Annotated in this window: 12 protein-coding genes; 6 read left to right on the plus strand and 6 right to left on the minus strand. The window is 61.9% G+C overall.

Annotated elements, in window-relative coordinates; all coding sequences use genetic code 11:
• The first annotated feature begins 53 nt into the window (after nt 1-53).
• The 3 genes from ASE04_RS07360 (at nt 54) to ASE04_RS07370 (ending at nt 3325) form a co-directional block, all read left to right on the plus strand.
• Nucleotides 54-1526 carry a YcjX family protein gene (locus tag ASE04_RS07360; RefSeq protein ID WP_056814363.1) on the plus strand — a complete coding sequence of 491 codons (1473 nt, stop codon included), beginning with the start codon at nt 54-56 and terminating at the stop codon, nt 1524-1526.
• A complete protein-coding gene (locus ASE04_RS07365) occupies nt 1523-2578 on the plus strand; it encodes a YcjF family protein (RefSeq protein WP_056814366.1) in 1056 nt (351 codons plus the stop codon). Before ASE04_RS07360 ends, ASE04_RS07365 begins: the two co-directional genes overlap by 4 nt.
• Before the next feature lie 201 nt (nt 2579-2779).
• On the plus strand, nt 2780-3325 hold the full coding sequence (locus tag ASE04_RS07370) for a hypothetical protein (RefSeq protein WP_056814368.1): 546 nt from the start codon (nt 2780-2782) through the stop codon (nt 3323-3325).
• Between the two features lie 52 nt (nt 3326-3377).
• On the opposite strand, the gene folK is transcribed toward ASE04_RS07370, so the two are convergent.
• Genes folK through folP form a run of 3 tightly spaced genes read right to left on the minus strand, consistent with a single transcriptional unit; the run spans nt 3378 to nt 5120 of the window.
• A complete protein-coding gene (gene folK / locus ASE04_RS07375) occupies nt 3378-3896 on the minus strand; it encodes a 2-amino-4-hydroxy-6-hydroxymethyldihydropteridine diphosphokinase (protein ID WP_056814372.1) in 519 nt (172 codons plus the stop codon).
• Nucleotides 3889-4257 carry a dihydroneopterin aldolase gene (gene folB, locus ASE04_RS07380; protein ID WP_056814376.1) on the minus strand — a complete coding sequence of 123 codons (369 nt, stop codon included), beginning with the start codon at nt 4255-4257 and terminating at the stop codon, nt 3889-3891. Before folB ends, folK begins: the two co-directional genes overlap by 8 nt.
• Entirely contained in the window at nt 4254-5120 is an 867-nt protein-coding gene (gene folP, locus ASE04_RS07385; RefSeq protein WP_056814765.1) for a dihydropteroate synthase, read from the minus strand. The genes folB and folP overlap by 4 nt, the downstream gene beginning before the upstream one ends.
• Nucleotides 5121-5218: 98 nt before the next feature.
• Here folP and ASE04_RS07390 point away from each other — a divergent pair, with 98 nt between their 5' ends.
• Nucleotides 5219-5845, plus strand: coding sequence for a DUF922 domain-containing Zn-dependent protease (locus ASE04_RS07390; RefSeq protein ID WP_056814378.1), 627 nt, complete (start codon nt 5219-5221; stop codon nt 5843-5845).
• Between the two features lie 285 nt (nt 5846-6130).
• On the opposite strand, the gene ASE04_RS07395 is transcribed toward ASE04_RS07390, so the two are convergent.
• Both ASE04_RS07395 and ASE04_RS07400 read right to left on the minus strand, forming a co-directional pair.
• A complete protein-coding gene (locus tag ASE04_RS07395; RefSeq protein ID WP_056814382.1) occupies nt 6131-6451 on the minus strand; it encodes a 2Fe-2S iron-sulfur cluster-binding protein in 321 nt (106 codons plus the stop codon).
• Between the two features lie 198 nt (nt 6452-6649).
• Nucleotides 6650-7018 carry an Hpt domain-containing protein gene (locus tag ASE04_RS07400; RefSeq protein ID WP_056814386.1) on the minus strand — a complete coding sequence of 123 codons (369 nt, stop codon included), beginning with the start codon at nt 7016-7018 and terminating at the stop codon, nt 6650-6652.
• A 463-nt stretch (nt 7019-7481) separates the two neighbouring features.
• Here ASE04_RS07400 and ASE04_RS07405 point away from each other — a divergent pair, with 463 nt between their 5' ends.
• Nucleotides 7482-14339, plus strand: coding sequence for a hypothetical protein (locus ASE04_RS07405; protein ID WP_056814389.1), 6858 nt, complete (start codon nt 7482-7484; stop codon nt 14337-14339).
• A gap of 172 nt (nt 14340-14511) precedes the next feature.
• On the plus strand, nt 14512-14922 hold the full coding sequence (locus tag ASE04_RS07410; RefSeq protein WP_056814391.1) for a GFA family protein: 411 nt from the start codon (nt 14512-14514) through the stop codon (nt 14920-14922).
• A 158-nt stretch (nt 14923-15080) separates the two neighbouring features.
• Here the strand turns inward: ASE04_RS07410 and gyrA are convergent, their stop codons facing one another.
• A complete protein-coding gene (gene gyrA, locus ASE04_RS07415; RefSeq protein WP_056814395.1) occupies nt 15081-17864 on the minus strand; it encodes a DNA gyrase subunit A in 2784 nt (927 codons plus the stop codon).
• Between the last annotated feature and the right edge of the window lie 86 nt (nt 17865-17950).

Below are 17950 nucleotides of genomic sequence, written 5' to 3' on the forward strand. Positions count from 1 at the left end.
CCGCCGCATATCGGTTCCTATATGGGCTCTAACGAACCAATCGGAATTCCAAATTGCCGCCCAGCCTGACATCGTTTGCCGACGACGCCCGTATCGCCTTCGACAACCTTTCCGACCGCGCGGCCGGGTTGGTGCACCCAACCGTACGCCTCGGCGTGACCGGGCTGTCGCGCTCCGGCAAGACGGTGTTCATTTCGTCCCTTGTCCATAATCTGTTGCACGGTGGCAGGCTGCCGCTATTCGAGCCTGTGCAATCCGGTCGGGTGTCCTCGGTGCGCCTGGAACAGCAGCCCGACGACGCCGTTCCGCGGTTCCAGTACGAGGACCACATTCGCGCTTTGGCGAAAGACCGCATCTGGCCCGATTCCACCCGGGCGATTTCGGAACTGCGCCTGACGATCGATTACCAGAGCGCCAGCGGTTGGAACCGGTTTTTCTCCGCCGGGCGCCTGTCGATCGATATCGTCGACTATCCCGGTGAATGGCTGCTCGATCTGCCACTGCTCGGCAAGGACTACCGCACATTCAGTGAAGAAACGATCGCGTTGGCCCGCACCGGCATCCGCGCCGAGCTGTCGCGCGCGTGGCTGTCGCTGACGAGTGACGCCATCGCCAACATCGCCGCCGACGAGATGCAGGCGCGTGATCTCGCCACCGCTTTCGCGGACTATCTGAAAGCCTGCAAGGCCGACGAACGATCACTTTCGACGCTACCGCCCGGACGTTTTCTGCTCCCCGGCGATCTGGAAGGATCCCCTGCCCTGACCTTCGCACCACTCGTTTTGCCGCCCGACGGTAAGCCGCAAAAGGGATCGCTGTGGGCGATGATGGAGCGGCGCTACGAGGCCTACAAGTCTGTCGTCGTCAAACCCTTCTTTCGCGACCACTTCGCCCGGCTAGATCGCCAGATCGTCCTTGTCGATGCGCTGCAAGCCATCAACCGGGGACCGGAAGCGGTGCAGGATCTCGAGCGGGCGCTGACGGATGTGCTGGCCTGCTTCCGGCCTGGCTCGAATTCCCTTCTCTCGGCCCTCCTCGGCCGCAGGATCGATCGGGTATTGGTGGCGGCGACAAAGGCCGACCATCTGCATCACGAGAGCCACCACAGGCTGGACGCTTTGACGCGACGCCTCGTCGACCGCGCCATACAGCGCATCGGCATGGCCGGCGCCGGCATCGACGTCATGGCGCTCGCCTCGGTCCGCGCGACGCGCGAGGCGACCGTCCAGCGCGACGGACAGGACCTGCCTGTTATCGTCGGCACGCCGATCGCGGGCGAGACGATCGCCGGCGAACGATTCGACGGCGAGAAGAAAACAGCGATTTTTCCGGGCGACCTGCCTGAGAACCCGGAAACACTTTTCGCGGAGATCGAAGCCGGCGGCCCGGTTGTCCTGCCCGATGTGAACGTCGTGAGGTTCAGGCCGCCGCAGCTCGAGGAAACAAGTGGCGGCATCAAGCTCTCGGTGCCGCATATCCGCCTCGACCGGGCAATGCAGTTCCTCTTCGGGGATAGACTGGCATGATCAAGCCTCCACAGCAGAGAACACCTGGCGCCTTTTCTTTTGACGAGCCCGCGCCAACGGTGGCCGACCGACCGCACCGCAAGCCGGAAAGCTTCACCGAAGCGATCGTCCTGACGGCGGATGAGGACGATCCCTTCCTCAATCCCGAAAAAGACCTGCCCTCCCTGCCGGTGGCGGTCCCTCGCAAACGCGGCACGGCCTTCGGCAAGATTGCGTTCGGCGCATTCGGCGTCCTGTTTTCGCTGGCCTTCGGCCTGTGGACGGATAGCCTTATTCGCAGCCTGTTTTCGCGCGCGGACTGGCTTGGATATACGGCTCTCGCCGCCCTCGGCGTCGGTGTCCTCGCCGTCATCGCCATGGTTCTCAGGGAAACCGCAGGCATGATGCGGCTCGCCGCCGTTCAGACGATCAAGGCCGAGGCTGACGAGGCGATTCGCGACACAAAGCCGGCCAAGGCGCGAGCCCTCGTGAGGAAGCTCGAAGCCCTGTTGCACGCCAAGCCCGAAACGGCCAAGGGGCGTGCCACCCTGAAAGCCGCCGAAAACGATATCATCGATGCGCCGCACCTGATTGCCCTTGCCGAGCGGGAATTGCTGGCGCCACTCGACCGGCAGGCGCGCAGCCTAATCGTCAACGCGTCGAAGCGTGTCTCGGTCGTAACGGCCGTCAGCCCGCGCGCGATCGTGGATCTGCTCTACGTCCTTTACGAAGCGGCCAGGCTCATTCGAGCGATGGCGGATCTCTACGGCGGCCGCCCAGGAACCTTCGGCATGATCCGGCTGATGCGGGATGTGCTCGCACACCTCGCCGTCACGGGATCGATCGCGGTCGGCGACAGCCTCATCCAGCAGGTTCTCGGTCACGGCCTGGCCTCGAAGCTCTCCGCCCGGCTCGGCGAAGGCGTCATCAATGGCCTGATGACCGCCCGCATTGGAATCGCTGCCATGGATCTGTGCCGGCCACTCGCATTTCGGGCAGTAAAGCGCCCGGGAATCGGTGATTTCATCGGCGACCTATCTCCGACATCAGGCGATCGCGGCAGCAAGAGCTGAAAACAGCCCACGAGCCATCAACGCCCTACAATCTCCTCGATTTCGAACAGATTCAAAATGTTACCCGCCATGCGGGAGCCACACGCGCTTGCCTGAAAGCCCTGCTGACGCGGTCATTTCAGGACGTTGGAAACCAAGCATTAACCATTATTAGGCAAAACTTCGAGACAGTTAAGCGATGCGGTTCGCCAAGGAAAATCCATGTACTCGCGCAAGTTTCTCTCTCTGTTCGGCCTGGCGGCGATAGCCCTCTCGCCATTGGCTGACACGGCCGCAACGGCCGCCACCCGCGACAAGGCCTTCTTCGACTCCGTCGCCGGCACGTGGAAAGGTCCCGGCGAGATCGTCGCCGGCAAATACAAGGGCACGAAGTTCACCTGCAACCTCGTCGGCGAGCCTGTCAATGACGGCGGCGCGGGCATCAAGCTCGACGGAAGCTGCCGCGTCGGCGTGTTCAAGCAGCCGATGACGGCGCTGATCTCGCAGGCTGGCAGCAGCTACAAGGGCAAGTTCCTGGACGGCGCAGCCGGCAAGGGTCTGGACGTCGTCTCGGGCGCCGTCACCGACGATACAGTCGTCGTCGGCCTCAACCGCTCAAAGCTCAATGGAGCCATGATCGCTCGCATACGCGACGACAAGACCATGAACGTTACCGTTTCCGTGAAGGTTGAAAGCCAGATGATCCCTGTCATCGGCCTGACCTTGACCCGCCAGGTGGATGAGATGACGGTCGGATCCGTCGAGTAATCCGAAGCGCAGATGGTTTGAAAAAGCGGCGGTTTCCGCCGCTTTTTTGTTGTCAGCTGGCTGACCACCAGTTCCGGTTGGCGTCCGCGATCTCAATCCCTTCAATGTCGGCCTGCTTCAGCCAGTCGCTGACCGTCGCACCGTCGACGACGAGATCAGGCGCCACGTCGGCAAGAGGCATCAGCACGAAGCCGCGGCCGGTCATGCGCGGATGCGGCAACTCCAGCCTTGGAGCATCCTGTTTGACATCGGCGAACGTCAGCACGTCGATATCGAGCGTGCGCGGCCCCCAGCGCTCGACACGTTCACGCTTCATCAAGCGCTCCATGTCCAGGCAAACGTCGAGAAGCGCTTCCGGCGAAAGCGTGGTTTCAATGAACGCGCAGGCGTTGAAGAAATACGACTGGTCGGTCTTGCCCCACGGAGGCGTGCGATAAAGCCTGGACACCGCAAGCACCCGGCAATCCGGCCGCTTGTCCAGTTCCTGCAATGCGACGGACATGGAATGAACAGGGTCGCCGATGTTGCCGCCGAGACCCAGGGTAGCGATTTGAAAGCCGTGATCAGACAAAATGCTCGATACTCACTTGGACGAAGTCGAGCACGCCTGGCACCGGGGCATTTGGTTTGCGCACGGTGATCTTGGCGCGCTTGATCTGCGGAAACTTCTCGCAAAGACCTTTCGCGATATCGAGCGCTAAGGCCTCGATCAGATACCGGCGCTTGCCGGTCACGATCTCCTCGATGACGGTGAACGCGATGCCGTAGTTCACGGTATCGTCGATCGAATCCTTCTCGAGCGCACCGCCCGCCACGACATCGAGTTCGGCGTCGACGAAGAAGCGTTGGCCCAGGAACTCTTCCTCGTCGTGCACGCCGTGCCGGGCGAAGAAGGCGCAGTTCTGAAGGGTGATAGTGTAGGAGATGCTCATGCTGTGCCTTTCCGCTCGAAGCCGCTGCCTGCATCCAGCATAGCATCGGCTACCGCCAGCGCGTCCTTGTTGATTGCGACATCATGGACGCGAAAAATGGACGCTCCCCGAAGGCGGAGCAGCGCGCTCGTCGCGGCCGTGCCGGCATCGCGGTCAGCAGCATCGCGCCCAGTGATCGCGCCGATGAAGCGCTTTCTCGAGGTGCCGGCCAGCACCGGAAACCCCAATTTGTGAAGCTCGCTAAAGCGCGTCATCAGTTCGATGTTTTCCCGTGTGTCCTTGGCGAAGCCGAATCCGGGATCGAGAACGATCGTCTCCCGCTCGACGCCGGCCTTGAAGGCAATCTCCAACGATTGCTCGAGAAACAGGAACTGGTCCGCGATCACATCGGCAAGCTTCTGCCGCTCGCGTCCGGTGTGCATAAGACAGAGGCCCGCACCGGTCTTCGCAGCGACAGCGGCGATCTCGGGCTCCTTTTGCAAACCGAACACGTCGTTGATGATATGCGCCCCCGCCGCCATGGCCAGCCGGGCGGTGTCGGCCCTGTAGGTATCGATGGAGATCAGCACGTCGCTTCTGCCGCGCAGCGCCTCGATGACAGGGATGACTCGCGCCTGCTCCTCGGCGGCGCTGACGGGCGCCGCATCAGGGCGTGTCGATTCCCCGCCGATATCGACAATAGCAGCGCCTTCGTTCACGGCCTCAAGAGCACGGGCAAGCGCCGCCTCGACAGTAGCGTGACGGCCGCCATCGGAAAACGAATCTGGTGTGACGTTGACGATGGCCATGATGACGGCCCTTGGGCCGAGCTCGATCGTACGACCATGTCCGACGCGCCAAAGCTTGCTCGCGTACCCAGTCACCGGCATTCATCCTATCGATCGAAAAAACGGCGCCTCATATTGCGCTGGCCGTGGCTATGCCCCAAGCTCCGGCAAACTTCAACATGAGTATTTGCAGAATGCTTTCCGTACCGCGTTATATGCCTTTCCTTGTTGCCGTTTCCATATCGGTTTTCACGACAGCCCCTGCAATGGCAGCCGTTGTGGCAACAAAGAGCTATTCCTATTTCGACATCAAAGGCAAAACAGCCGACGAGCTCGATGAACAGCTGAGCATACGCGGGCCTACGGCAAGCGGCTCCTCCGCACGCCACCCCGGCGCAACCAAGATCCGCTTCGGCGGCGATGCCACCTATATGCAGGATCGTGGGCGTTGCCGCGTCAGCAGCGCACGCGTGACCGTCCATACCAAGATCATTCTGCCACGCTGGAGCAATCGCCGCGGCGCAAGCAAGCAGCTGTCGATGATCTGGGACACGCTGTCGAGCGATATCAAGCGGCACGAGGAACGCCACGCGGAAATTGCCCGTGCACAAGCGCGTGTCATGGAAAAGCGAATCCTCGCCCTGCCGTCTCAACCGAGCTGCGGGCGGATGCAGGAGCTCGTCACCGAGGCTTCGACTCGGGGAATCGAGGAACATGATCGCCTGCAGGCCCGATTCGATCAGGTTGAGGCCGTCAATTTTCAGAAGCGGATGCTCCGACTTCTCAACAATCGGATCAAGGCATCGGGCGGCGCAAAATAACCGATTCTCCGGACAAAAACGACCGGAGAACATTAGCCGCACAACAAAAACTGTGAAGAAACCCCGTGGCCCCAGCCATTTACTGGTGATTTCTCACCCTAGCTAAATCCAACATAACGCGCTAATATTCAAACATTCGAAAGTTCAACTCCGTTAGTCCGAACTTTCGGTTCCTGGGTTCTCCTGGCGCGTTGCGAAGCCGCGGATGATCCTCCCTCGTCCGTAGGTAATGCGCCTACCTCGCCTCGCTCGTCTCTCGGCAAGCGAGGCTTTTTTTGTCCGGCGTCAGGCCTGGCGTTCGGGAACGTGGACGGTCAGACCGTCCAGCGCAGCCTTCATTCTGATCTGACAGGAGAGGCGCGACGTGGGGCGTACGTCGAAGGCGAAATCGAGCATGTCTTCTTCCATCGCCTCGGGCGGGCCGACGCGTTCGGTCCACTCCGCGTCGACATAGACATGACAGGTTGCGCAGGCACAGGCGCCGCCGCATTCGGCTTCGATGCCCGGCACCGAGTTTCGAACTGCATTTTCCATAACGGTCGATCCCTGATCGACATCGAGGTCAAAGCGCGTGCCGTCGAAAGCGACAATGGTCAGTTTGGGCATGGTGGTTTCCGGTATTTGTCTATGGGAGGGTATGAATTTACTTCCAACAATTCAGAGAGGCAGTCAACATCGACGGGCCCACGGCTGTCATCCCAGATTTGGAAGCGACACGCTTGTCAAAATGCGCCACCGCACAGACCATAAAAAGACCCGCTGTCCTGGAATGGAACAGCGGGCCATGTCGTTTACTCTCAGCACTCAGCGGCTGAGTTTCAAAATGAAATTTTCTGCCTCGATCACGGCCACCCCAACGGCTGCCATGCTGGCGGCATCGCCGCAGTTACCTTCGAGCGTCTCGGCGGCCAGCTGGACACGAAATGCGCCGACGGCTCCGGCAGCGCCCTTCAACCGATGCGCTGCACTGACCACGGCGTTTGCATCGCCGCTGGACATCTCATGCAGGCAGGCCCGCGCCTGCCGTGCGAACATCTGCAGCACTTCCAGTTCCAGCGACTTGTCGCCCATCGTCTGGTTGGCCAGATGAACGAGATCCACTGGCCGTTGCTGCGAGGGCGCCGGCCCCTTGCAATTGTCGGGCGCCGCGAATGCAATTCCAACTGCTGCCATGTGCCGATATCTCCGTCGTAGTCCCGGGCTCTGACACGGATTATTGTCGGCTGAAGCTGGCGATCACGTTAAAAACGGCGGCTTCGGGCGCCGATTTCTCTTGTTATGGTTAATGCACGTTAAACATTCCCAAAGCCTTGGTTTTTGGCGCTTGGATGGGCGAGATCATCCTTAATGAACACTTAATATCGAGGGATTCAACCGGATGCGTTAATTGTCTACGGGCAGCGGATGTGTCACTACGGTACGGCTGGGCGAGCTCCATGGTGATACCTTTGCTCGCCAAGTGGATAATGGTAATGTTTTGATACCGTCTGTTTGGAAAAGCAGCTATCCACTCTGAAATGATATGCTTATCCGCCCTTCTCGAGGGGCGGCCAAGCTCAGAGGCAAAGGTTTGGCTCGGGGTGGCGGAAACCCGGGTGAGTTATAAACCGGCTGAGATGTAACGAGGCGTAACGGAATGGCGAATAACAAGTACAACGAATCGATCGAGGACAAGGCGTTCAAGGCTTTGGACGAAGCTCTCCAGATCGACTTCGAAGAAGACAATACGCCGTCTCTTAGAAACAAAAAGCCCGACGCCCCGGAGGCAAACGTGTCTGAGAAGTCCAGCCCTCGTAGTTCGCAGAGCAAGGAAGAGCCGAAACGCCAGCGCAACGGTGCGGCTGCCGCCCGTCCCGCCGAACAGGGATCGCGGGCTCCGTCCTTCGCGGCCAATGACGGCAATCGCATCAGCCCCGCCTCGCTGCTGAAATCTCTCGACAACGGTTCCACGCGCCCTGCCCTTCGCAACGCCACGATCGTCTCGCTTCTGTGGGTGATTGCCGGCCTCGGGCTGATGGGACTGCTCTATTCGCCGCAGATCTGGCAGATTCGCTCTCTCGCCGATCTCCTCGCCCTTCCGGGTGTCATCGCCGGCATGATCGGCATTATCGTTCCGGTCCTGCTGTTCTACGCCTTCGCGATCATGATGTCCCGCGCGCAGGACATGCGCAACGCGGCGCGATCCATGGCGGAGGTGGCCCTGCGTCTCTCCGAGCCGGAAACGATCGCCTCAGAGCGCATCATGACTGTCGGCCAGGCCGTCCGCCGCGAAGTCTCGGCGATGAACGAAGGCATCGAGCGCACCATCGCGCGCGCTTCCGAGCTGGAAACTCTGGTCCATTCCGAGGTCAACGCGCTGGAGCGCAGCTACGCCGACAACGAACTGCGTGTGCGCGGCCTGGTTCATGAACTCGGCTCCGAGCGCGAGGCGATCGTCAACCACGCCGAGCGCATCCGCACCTCGATCGTCGGCGTCCACGACCAGCTGCGCGAAGACCTGTCGCTCGCGACGGAAGAAATCGCCGTCCGCCTGGCAACATCAGGCGAAGCCTTCGCGTCGATGATCGACACGCGTGCTGCCGCGATCACCGAGAAGTCGGAGAGCGCGATCCAGTCTCTCGGCACGCTTTTGGCCGCCAAGACCGACTCGCTGCTTCAGACCCTGACATCCTCGGGCTTTGCGCTCGCCAACGAATTCGACACACGCCTGGAATCGCTGACATCGAGCCTCAGCGACCGCGGCGACCAGCTTCTCAGCCAGTTCGAAACGCGTGCGTCCACCATGGACAACAACGCCGAGAAGCTAAACGCCGCCCTCAACGACCGTGCGCGCCAGCTGAACGAGATCCTGATCGCACGGACCCGTGAAATCAACGACAGCCTGACCGGCGGCGAGCGTACGATCACCAGCTCGCTCGACGATGTCCTCGCCAAGCTGAACAATGCACTCGACGAGCGCGGCACGACCTTCCGCCAGAGCCTTCAGTCCAGCGTCGATGACACGATCATGGACCTCGACCTGCGCTCGGGCTTCTTCGACGAGCGCCTGCAGGCGACGGTGGCTCAGCTGTCGACCTCGTTCGATGATCGCGTCTCCGAATTCGCGAACGCTTTCGACAAGCGCGCCGGAACGCTCGACACCAAGCTGATGGAGAGCCTGAACCGCATCAACGATACGTTGAGCGGCAATTCGGATTCGCTGAACGACATCCTGAGCTCCAGCATCGAGAAAATCAGCGCATCGCTGACCGATCAATCCTTTGCGCTGACGACGGCGCTTGCGACCGGCCAGGAAGTTCTCGAAAGCTCGCTCACCGGCAAGGTCGACGAAGTCGCGACCGCGATCGGCACGCGTACGGCAGAGATGACCTCGGCCCTCTCCCACGCCTCCTCCGAGATCTCTCTGGCGCTGGCATCGGGAACCTCCGAGCTGCACAACAACCTCGCGGCCCGTGCCTCCGAGTTCCGCGATACTCTGCTGTCGACCACCTCGGACCTAAGCTCGGCCGTATCAGCCGGCACCGAGCAGATCACCTCTGCCTTCGGTCGCGCCGACGAACTGAACACGATGATTTCCAAGCGCGCCGGTGACATCACCCATGCGCTGGATTCCGCGCATGAGCGCATCGACGGCGTGATGTCCACGCGCGGTGACGCCCTCGTCGGCGCACTCTCCGACAGCCACGAGCGTTTCGAAAGCACGCTGGCGCAACGCTCGGAAGCGCTCATCAACGCGGTCACCGGCGGCCATGATCGTCTTGCGGACACGCTTGACGACAAGGCGATGGCACTTGCCATCTCGCTGAACGAGACCCAGAGCCGCCTCGAGGAAACGCTTGGCTCGCGCGCCGATGCGATCGCAAACTCGATCTCCGTCGGCCACGACCGCCTCGCCGAGACCTTGGACGACAAGGCGATGGCATTTGCCATCTCGCTCGACGAAAGCCAGAACCGCTTCGAGGAAACGCTTGGTTCCCGTGCCGATGCGATCGCAAACTCGATCGCCACCGGTCACGACCGCCTTGCGGAAACCTTGGACGACAAGGCGATGGCGTTTGCCATCTCCATCAACGAGAGCCAGAACCGCTTCGAGGATACCTTCGGCTCACGTGCCGACGCGATCGTCAATTCGATCGCGGGCAGCCATGAGCGCCTTGCCGAGACGATGGATGACAAGGCGATGGCGCTTGCCATCTCCCTGAACGAAAGCCAGAGCCGCTTCGAACAGACCATCGGTTCCCGTGCCGATGCGATCGCTAACAGCATCGACAAGAGCCACGCCCGCCTTACGGAAAATCTGGACGAGAAGACCGCAGCCTTCGCAAGCTCGCTCCGTGACAGCCGCGGCCAGATCGATGAGACGCTGGCCACGCATGCGCAGGCACTTGCCCAGTCCCTGGCTGCCGGCCAGGAAAAGCTGAACGACACGCTCGACGACAAGACGATGGCGCTGGCAATCTCCCTCAACGAAGGTCACAGCCGTCTCGAAGAAACCCTGGCACATCAGGCCGACAGCATCTCCGGATCGCTGGCTGCTGGCCAAAGCAAGCTCGCCGATGCGCTCGACGAGCGGGCGATGGCACTCGCCATCTCCCTCAACGAGAGCCAGACACGCGTTGAAGAAACGCTCGGCCATCATGCCGACAGCATCGCAAGCTCGCTCTCCAGCGGTCACGACCGCATCGAGCGGACGCTTGGCGACCGCGCCTCGGCACTGGCTGCATCCCTGGACGAGAGCCACGACCGGATCGAGGAAACGCTTACCCACCGCGGCAGCTCGATCACCAACGCGATCGCCGATGTGCATGACAAGCTCGCCGATACGCTGGCTGAAAAGGCGATGTCGCTCGCGATTTCCTTCGAGGACAGCCAGAGCCGCTTCGACGACGCGCTGGAAACCCGCACCAATGCGCTGCTCGGCTCCGTCGCCGGCGCTGAAGCGCGCGTTGCGGGCGCCTTTGCCGACAGGGTCGACGAAATTCGCAGCGCCTACACCGAAAACCAGGAGCGCCTCGAGCGTTCGCTGGCAGACCACGCGTCCCACCTCACCGGCACGCTCTCGAGCAACACCAACCGCCTGGAAGGCGGCCTCACGGCGGCCGTCGATCGCTTCGAAGCTTTGACCGGCAACGCAACGACCCGTATCGAAGAGGGGCTGCATTCCGCTCACGACCGCATCCGCACGACGCTCGACGACCGCACCCAGGCGATCAACGTCACGCTGAACGAGGCACAGGCACAGCTGAACGACACGCTCAGCGATCAGGCGACGACGATTGGCGCCTCCATCGCCACCAGCGTCAGCATGCTGGAAATGTCGCTCGAAGATCGCGAGGCATCGCTCCGCCAGACGATCGACACCAGCGCGCAGACCCTCGAAACCCGCCTGCGGGATAGCAGCGGCGAGCTCGCCGGACGCTTCCAGGACGCAGCCGGTGCGATCTCGCGCTCGACCCAGGATTTCGCAGCCGATCTCGACCGCTCGATCGGTGGAATGACCGATCGCTTTGCGGAAACCGGCTCCCGTGTCGAAACAAGCCTGAACTCGCTCGAGAACCGCATTCGCGATGGCGTTGGCGGTATCACGCTGCAGGTTGACGCAGCCGGAGAGAAGCTCTCCGAGACGCTGTCAGGCGGCATCTCCCGCCTCGGCACGCTTGGCGACGACGCCAACAGCCGCATCGCCGCGACGTTGGATAACAGCGTTTCCAGGCTCACCGGCGCCGTCGACGAACGCACTGCCAATCTGGCGGCCACAATCGACAACCGCGCTTCCAATCTGGTCGCCGGTATCGACACCCGCACAACGACCATCGGCGACGCCATGGAACGTGGCGGCGCGCATATCGAGGAACGCCTGTCCACCATGGACCGGGCGCTCACCATCGGCCTCGATGCCGTCAACAGGACGATCGAAGGCAAGGCCGCCGGGCTTGCATCGTCGCTGCGCAGCGCCGTTGCCGACGCGACGCTCGGCATGAACGAGGAAGCATCCCGCTCGGCCTCGGCTCTCAGCCAGACCGGCCAGGATTTTGCCGAAGGCCTCGCCGCAAAGAGCAACGAATTCGCCCACGCAATGGACACCCGCTCCGAGCAGATCGTTCATCGTGTGTCCGAGGCGCAGAACCGCCTGGCGGGCCAGGCCGCAGCCGTCGCACAGACCTTCTCCGAGGCCGGCAACGCGATCATCAACAAGGTGGCCGAAGCGGAAACGCTGGTTAGTGGCCAGGTGGGCGCCATCTCGCGAGCGCTCAGCGATGCCCAGTCGACCTTCGAAAGTCATGGTAGCGATATCCGCTCGACCATCTCGACGGCCAGCAACGAAATCGCCACGACCATGGCGGACGTCGACCGCGCGCTCGAAGCACGCGGCGAAGCAATCCGCAGCGCCATGGAAGAGCGCAGCCGTGAAATCGGCACGACGCTTGCCGATGTCGATAAGGCGCTGGAAGCACGCGGCAGCTCTATCCGGTCTGCGCTCGACGAACGGACGAGAGAGCTCAACTCGATGCTTTCAGGCCGCTCCACCGAGCTTTCCCGCATCATCGAAGAGACGGCACGTCCGCTGATCGACCGCTACGCCGAAACCGGCAAGGAAGCCGCCGCTCAGATCACTTCGGCTGCGCAGCAGAGCACGGATCGCCTTCGCGCCGAGAACACAGCTCTGATGGATGCGCTGACGGCACGCACCGAACGCGCGGCATCCGCCGTGGACGCGGTCGAAAACAGCCTGCTTAGCAACGTGAACCGCCTGATCGAGCGCCTGAGCGACAACAGCGCTGCGATGGGCCAGATGATGAGCCGCGCCGCCGAGGACCTGACGGCCGTCGATACCCGCCTCGGCGATACGACGTCGCGCTTCACGGACTCCGCGTCGAAGGCGGCCGAGATGGTCTCCGCCTCCACGCGTCTTCTCGAAGGCAAGGTCGACCGGCTCTCCGACATTTCGGGCCAGACCCTGTCGCAGGTCGGAAGCATCATTGGCCGCTTCGACGAACATTCGAAGGTTCTCACCCAGGCTTCCGGCCTCCTCGCAGCGGCACAATCGAACCTGGTTTCGACGCTCGAGGATCGCGAGTCCGCGCTGCAGAACCTCTCGGTCGGCCTCGTGCAGCGGTCGGAAGACATCGAAAAGACGATGCGCGCCCTCGGCAGCATGGTGGAATCGGCGTTCGAACGCGCCGAGCAGCGTTCAGGCCAGTTGAGCGGCAACCTGCGCCAGAGCGTGCAGTCTTCCTTCGCCGATATCGGCACTGTGCTCAGCGACGCCGAAAAGCGCGCCGCGGAAGCAGCCGAAACAATGCGCAACGCCGTTACCCAGGCCAGCGAAGACGCCAACAGCTCGATCGACAGCGCTTTCGGCAATGCCGAACGTCGCTCCGGCGAACTCGCCAACCGTCTGCGCGGCGGCCTGACGGCCTCGCTCTCGGACGTCGAGCGCATGTTCGGCGAAGCTGGTCGCACGTCCGACAACGCTGCCCAGCATCTCCGCGAATCGATGCGCGAAGCCGTCGATGAAGCCGTCTCGCGCTTTGCCGGCGCAACCGAGGAAATTCGCCGCTCTGCCGGCGACATCCGCAAGGAACTCGATATGACGCGCGGCGAACTGAAGCGCGGCGCCTTCGATCTTCCAGAGGAAGCCAAGGAAAGCGCTGCCGCCATGCGCCGTGCCGTTGCCGAGCAGATCAAGGCACTGCAGGACATTTCGCATATTGTCGGTCGCTCCACGCAACAGATGGAAATCTCGGAACCTGCGCCGCGCGCAGCCGCACCGGCCCCCCAGGCAGCCGCACCGCGCCCAACGCAACCGGCCATCAGCCAGCAGGCGCCGATACAGCAACCACAGCCACAGCCGCAACAGGCTGCCCCGGTTGCTCCGGCTCCTGCCGCCGTTGCCCCCGGCGCCATCGAAAGCTTCGGCCTTCGCGGCACGCTGACGCCGACAACCTCGGCACCGGTACCGGCACAGCAGACACCTCGCCCGCCGGTTTCCGCACCGCCCGCTTCCGGCGGCTGGATCAGCGATCTGCTGCGCGGCGCCTCGCGCGAGGACGCGGCGGAAGACAACGCAGCGCGCCAGCCGGCAGCACCGAAGCCCGAAGCACCTGCTGCCGCAGCACCGCGCACCGCCGACAGCCGCAATCCGCGTCACGTCGTCGAATCGCTGAACTCGCTTTCAGTCGATATCGCCCGGGCAATCGATCATGAGGCGTCCGTCGATCTGTGGCGTCGCTACCAGCGCGGCGAGCGCGATGTCTTCACCCGCAGGCTCTATACGCTCAAGGGCCAGCAGACTTTCGACGAGATCAAGCACAAGTACGACCGCGAGCCGGAATTCCGGACGGCCGTAAACCGGTACATCGCCGACTTCGAGAAGCTGCTCGCTGACGTCGCTCGCACCGATCGCGACAAGACCATTACCCAGTCCTACCTCACGTCGGACACCGGCAAGGTCTACACGATGCTCGCCCACGCGGCGGGTCGCCTGAGCTGATCAGGGCATCGAACGTCCGAAACCTCTTAGAGGCCGCATCTAACTGATGCGGCCTTTTTGATTCCGGATGATGCCGCCCTCGCAGAGGGTGCAGCCCGCTGGTATTCGAGAGGCACTTTACAATCGCGCATGATGGCTTGATCTTCGCCAGCATTGGGTCGGAGAACACATCATGGATGAAGTACATCCCGGCAGCTGCCTGTGCGGCGCGGTTCGGTTTCAAGTTGCCGGAGAGTTCGGGAGCTTCTTTTTCTGCCACTGCGCACGGTGTCGCAAGGACACTGGCTCATCGCACGCGGCCAATCTCTTTTCGTCGAACGGCCGGTTGACCTGGCTATCGGGAGCCGACCGCGTCAAGACCTACCGCCTTCCCGAAACCCGGCACGAAAGAAGCTTCTGTATTGAATGCGGTTCGGCTCTGCCGAGCATGCAGGGGGATGGCAGCTTAATCGTCGTGCCTGCGGGAAGCCTGGACGCGCCCGTACCCGTTCGCCCGACAGCGCACATCTGCTTTGCCAGCCGCGCAGACTGGGATCCACTTCTCGAGGAGATCCCAACGCTGGATGGACTTCCCGGTCAATAAGCTCCGGCAAATCTCGCTCGAGCGAGTGCCGAGGAGGCAAGCTGGTGGGGCTGACGTTCAAGCGAAAATCCCTGGCAGCGTCAAAAAAAGAGGCCCGGAACGACAATCGTTCCGGGCCTTCATTTGCTCACTGACGGCGGACTGGCCGCCCCGTCAGCTCAAGCTTCGGTATCAGGCGTATCTTCGCCAACCGAAGCGGCATTTTCGTCGCCGTTCTCTACGTCGCCGCTTTCCTCATCCGGCTCGCTGATACGCTCGACCGAGACAACCTTCTCGTCCTTGGCCGTCGCGAAGATCGTGACGCCCTTGGTCGCGCGGCTCGCGATACGAATGCCGCCGACCGGTACGCGAATGAGCTGTCCGCGATCCGAGACGAGCATGATCTGATCGCCTTCCGCAACCGGGAATGCAGCAACCAGTTCGCCGATCTCGGTGGTCTTCGATGTATCCGTTGCACGGATACCCTTGCCGCCGCGGCCGGAAATGCGGAAGTCGTACGAGGACGAACGCTTTCCGAAGCCCTTTTCCGAGACGGTCAGAACGAACTGTTCGCGCGCCTTCAGCTCTTCGTATCGATCGTCCGGCAACTGTCCCTCTTCGGTGACTTCTTCACCGACAAGCGCGATGTCCTCTTCGTCGATACCGGTCGCACGCCGTTCGGCAGCGGAACGCTTCAGATAGGCCGCACGCTCCCATGGTTCTGCATCGACGTGTCCAACGATCGTCATCGAGATGATCCGGTCGCCATCGGCAAGGTTGATGCCGCGCACGCCGATCGAGTTACGACCGGCAAAGACACGCACATCGTCTACCGAGAAGCGAATGCACTGGCCGAGCGCCGTGGTCAGCAGAACGTCGTCATGCTCCGTGCAGGTCTCGACCGAGAGGATTTCGTCACCCTCTTCCTCGAGCTTCATGGCAATCTTGCCGTTTCGATTGACCTGGACGAAGTCCGACAGCTTGTTTCTGCGGACAGTACCGCGCGTCGTCGAGAACATGACGTCGAGCTTGTCCCAGCTGTCCTCGTCCTCGGGAAGCGGCAGGATGGTGGTGATGCGCTCGCCGGATTCCAGCGGCAACATGTTGATCAGTGCCTTGCCACGCGACGTCGGCGTTCCGATCGGCAGGCGATAGACCTTTTCCTTGTAGACGATACCGCGCGACGAGAAGAACAGAACCGGCGTATGCGTGTTCAACACGAATAGCTGGCTAACAAAATCTTCGTCGCGTGTGGTCATGCCCGAGCGGCCCTTGCCACCGCGGCGCTGGGCACGGTAGGTCGCAAGCGGAACGCGCTTGATGTAGCCGAGATGTGAAACGGTAACGACCATGTCCTCGCGGGCGATCAGGTCCTCGTCGTCCATCTCGAGACCACCGTCGATGATCTCGCTCCGGCGCGGTGTGCCGAACTCGTCGCGAACGGCGGTGAGCTCATCCTTGACGATCGACTGGATCCGCAGGCGCGACGACAGAATCTCGAGATATTCGCGGATCTCTTCGCCTATCTTGTTGAGTTCATCGCCGATTTCGTCGCGACCGAGAGCCGTCAGGCGAGCCAGACGCAGTTCGAGGATCGCGCGTGCCTGCTCTTCCGAAAGGTTGTAGGTCAGGTCGTCGTTGATGCGGTGACGTGGGTCGTCGATCAGGCGGATCAGGCTCTCGACATCGGCTGCCGGCCAGCGGCGCGTCATCAACTGTTCGCGTGCGGTCTGCGGATCCGGCGCCTGCCGGATCGTGCGGATGATCTCGTCGATATTGGCGACCGCAATCGCGAGACCGACCAAGACGTGCGCTCGTTCACGCGCCTTGCGCAGAAGAAATTTCGTTCTCCGGCTAACAACTTCCTCGCGGAAGGAAACGAAGGCGCGAAGCATGTCGAGCAGCGTCAGCTGCTCCGGCTTGCCACCGTTCAGCGCAACCATGTTGCAGCCGAAGGAGGTCTGCAGGGGGGTATAGCGGTAAAGCTGGTTCAGGATCACGTCGGCATTGGCGTCGCGCTTCAGCTCGACGACGACGCGGTAGCCCTGGCGGTCGGATTCGTCGCGAAGGTCGGAGATGCCCTCGATGCGCTTGTCGCGCACCAGTTCGGCCATCTTCTCGATCATCGTCGACTTGTTCACCTGATACGGGATCTCGGTGATGATGATCTGTTCGCGATCGCCGCGCATTGGCTCGATCGCCGCAACGCCGCGCATGATGACTGAGCCGCGGCCGGTTTCGTAGGCCGAGCGAATGCCGGAACGACCGAGGATCTTGGCACCCGTCGGGAAGTCGGGGCCCGGGATGATTTCCATGATCTCCGGCAGTTCGATCGCCGGATTGTCGATCAGCGCGACGCAGCCGTTTATAACTTCTGAGAGGTTATGCGGCGGAATGTTCGTCGCCATGCCGACGGCGATGCCGCCTGCCCCGTTGACCAAAAGGTTCGGGAACTTGGCGGGAACAACGACCGGCTCGGAAAGCGTGCCGTCATAGTTATCGCGGAAATCGACGGTTTCCTTGTCGAGATCGTCGAGCAGCGAATGCGCGGCCTTTTCCAGACGGCATTCGGTGTAGCGTTCGGCCGCAGGCGGATCGCCATCGACGGAGCCGAAATTGCCTTGGCCATCGATCAGCGGCAGGCGAAGAGACCAGTCCTGCGCCATACGCGCCAGCGCATCGTAAATCGCCGAGTTGCCGTGCGGATGGTATTTACCCATCACGTCCCCGGTTACGCGGGCGCATTTGACGTATTTCTTGTTCCAGTCGATACCGAGCTCGGACATGCCGTAGAGGATTCGCCGGTGCACGGGCTTCAGGCCATCACGCACGTCCGGCAGCGCTCGGCTGACGATGACGCTCATCGCGTAATCGAGATACGACCGCTGCATTTCCTCCATGATGGAGATGGGCTCGATGCCTGGCGGGAGCTTCCCGCCGCCGGGGGGTGTTTGCTCAGTCAAAACGGATCACGATCTCTTCTAGAATCACTTGAAGATTTATAGCGGAAAGGCTGTTCTTAAGCCAATTTTGCCGGGGGTTTTGAACA

It is taken from the genome of Rhizobium sp. Root708, from assembly GCF_001429725.1.
Lineage (GTDB): Bacteria > Pseudomonadota > Alphaproteobacteria > Rhizobiales > Rhizobiaceae > Rhizobium.

Excerpts from the sequence above, each read along its gene's own strand:
- ASE04_RS07370 (WP_056814368.1), top strand. The coding sequence starts at position 2,780 with ATGTACTCGCGCAAGTTTCTCTCTCTGTTCGGCCTGGCGGCGATAGCC.
- ASE04_RS07390 (WP_056814378.1), top strand. The coding sequence starts at position 5,219 with ATGCTTTCCGTACCGCGTTATATGCCTTTCCTTGTTGCCGTTTCCATA.
- ASE04_RS07405 (WP_056814389.1), top strand. The coding sequence starts at position 7,482 with ATGGCGAATAACAAGTACAACGAATCGATCGAGGACAAGGCGTTCAAG.
- ASE04_RS07395 (WP_056814382.1), bottom strand. The coding sequence starts at position 6,451 with ATGCCCAAACTGACCATTGTCGCTTTCGACGGCACGCGCTTTGACCTC.
- ASE04_RS07400 (WP_056814386.1), bottom strand. The coding sequence starts at position 7,018 with ATGGCAGCAGTTGGAATTGCATTCGCGGCGCCCGACAATTGCAAGGGG.
- folB (WP_056814376.1), bottom strand. The coding sequence starts at position 4,257 with ATGAGCATCTCCTACACTATCACCCTTCAGAACTGCGCCTTCTTCGCC.
- ASE04_RS07365 (WP_056814366.1), top strand. The coding sequence starts at position 1,523 with ATGATCAAGCCTCCACAGCAGAGAACACCTGGCGCCTTTTCTTTTGAC.
- ASE04_RS07410 (WP_056814391.1), top strand. The coding sequence starts at position 14,512 with ATGGATGAAGTACATCCCGGCAGCTGCCTGTGCGGCGCGGTTCGGTTT.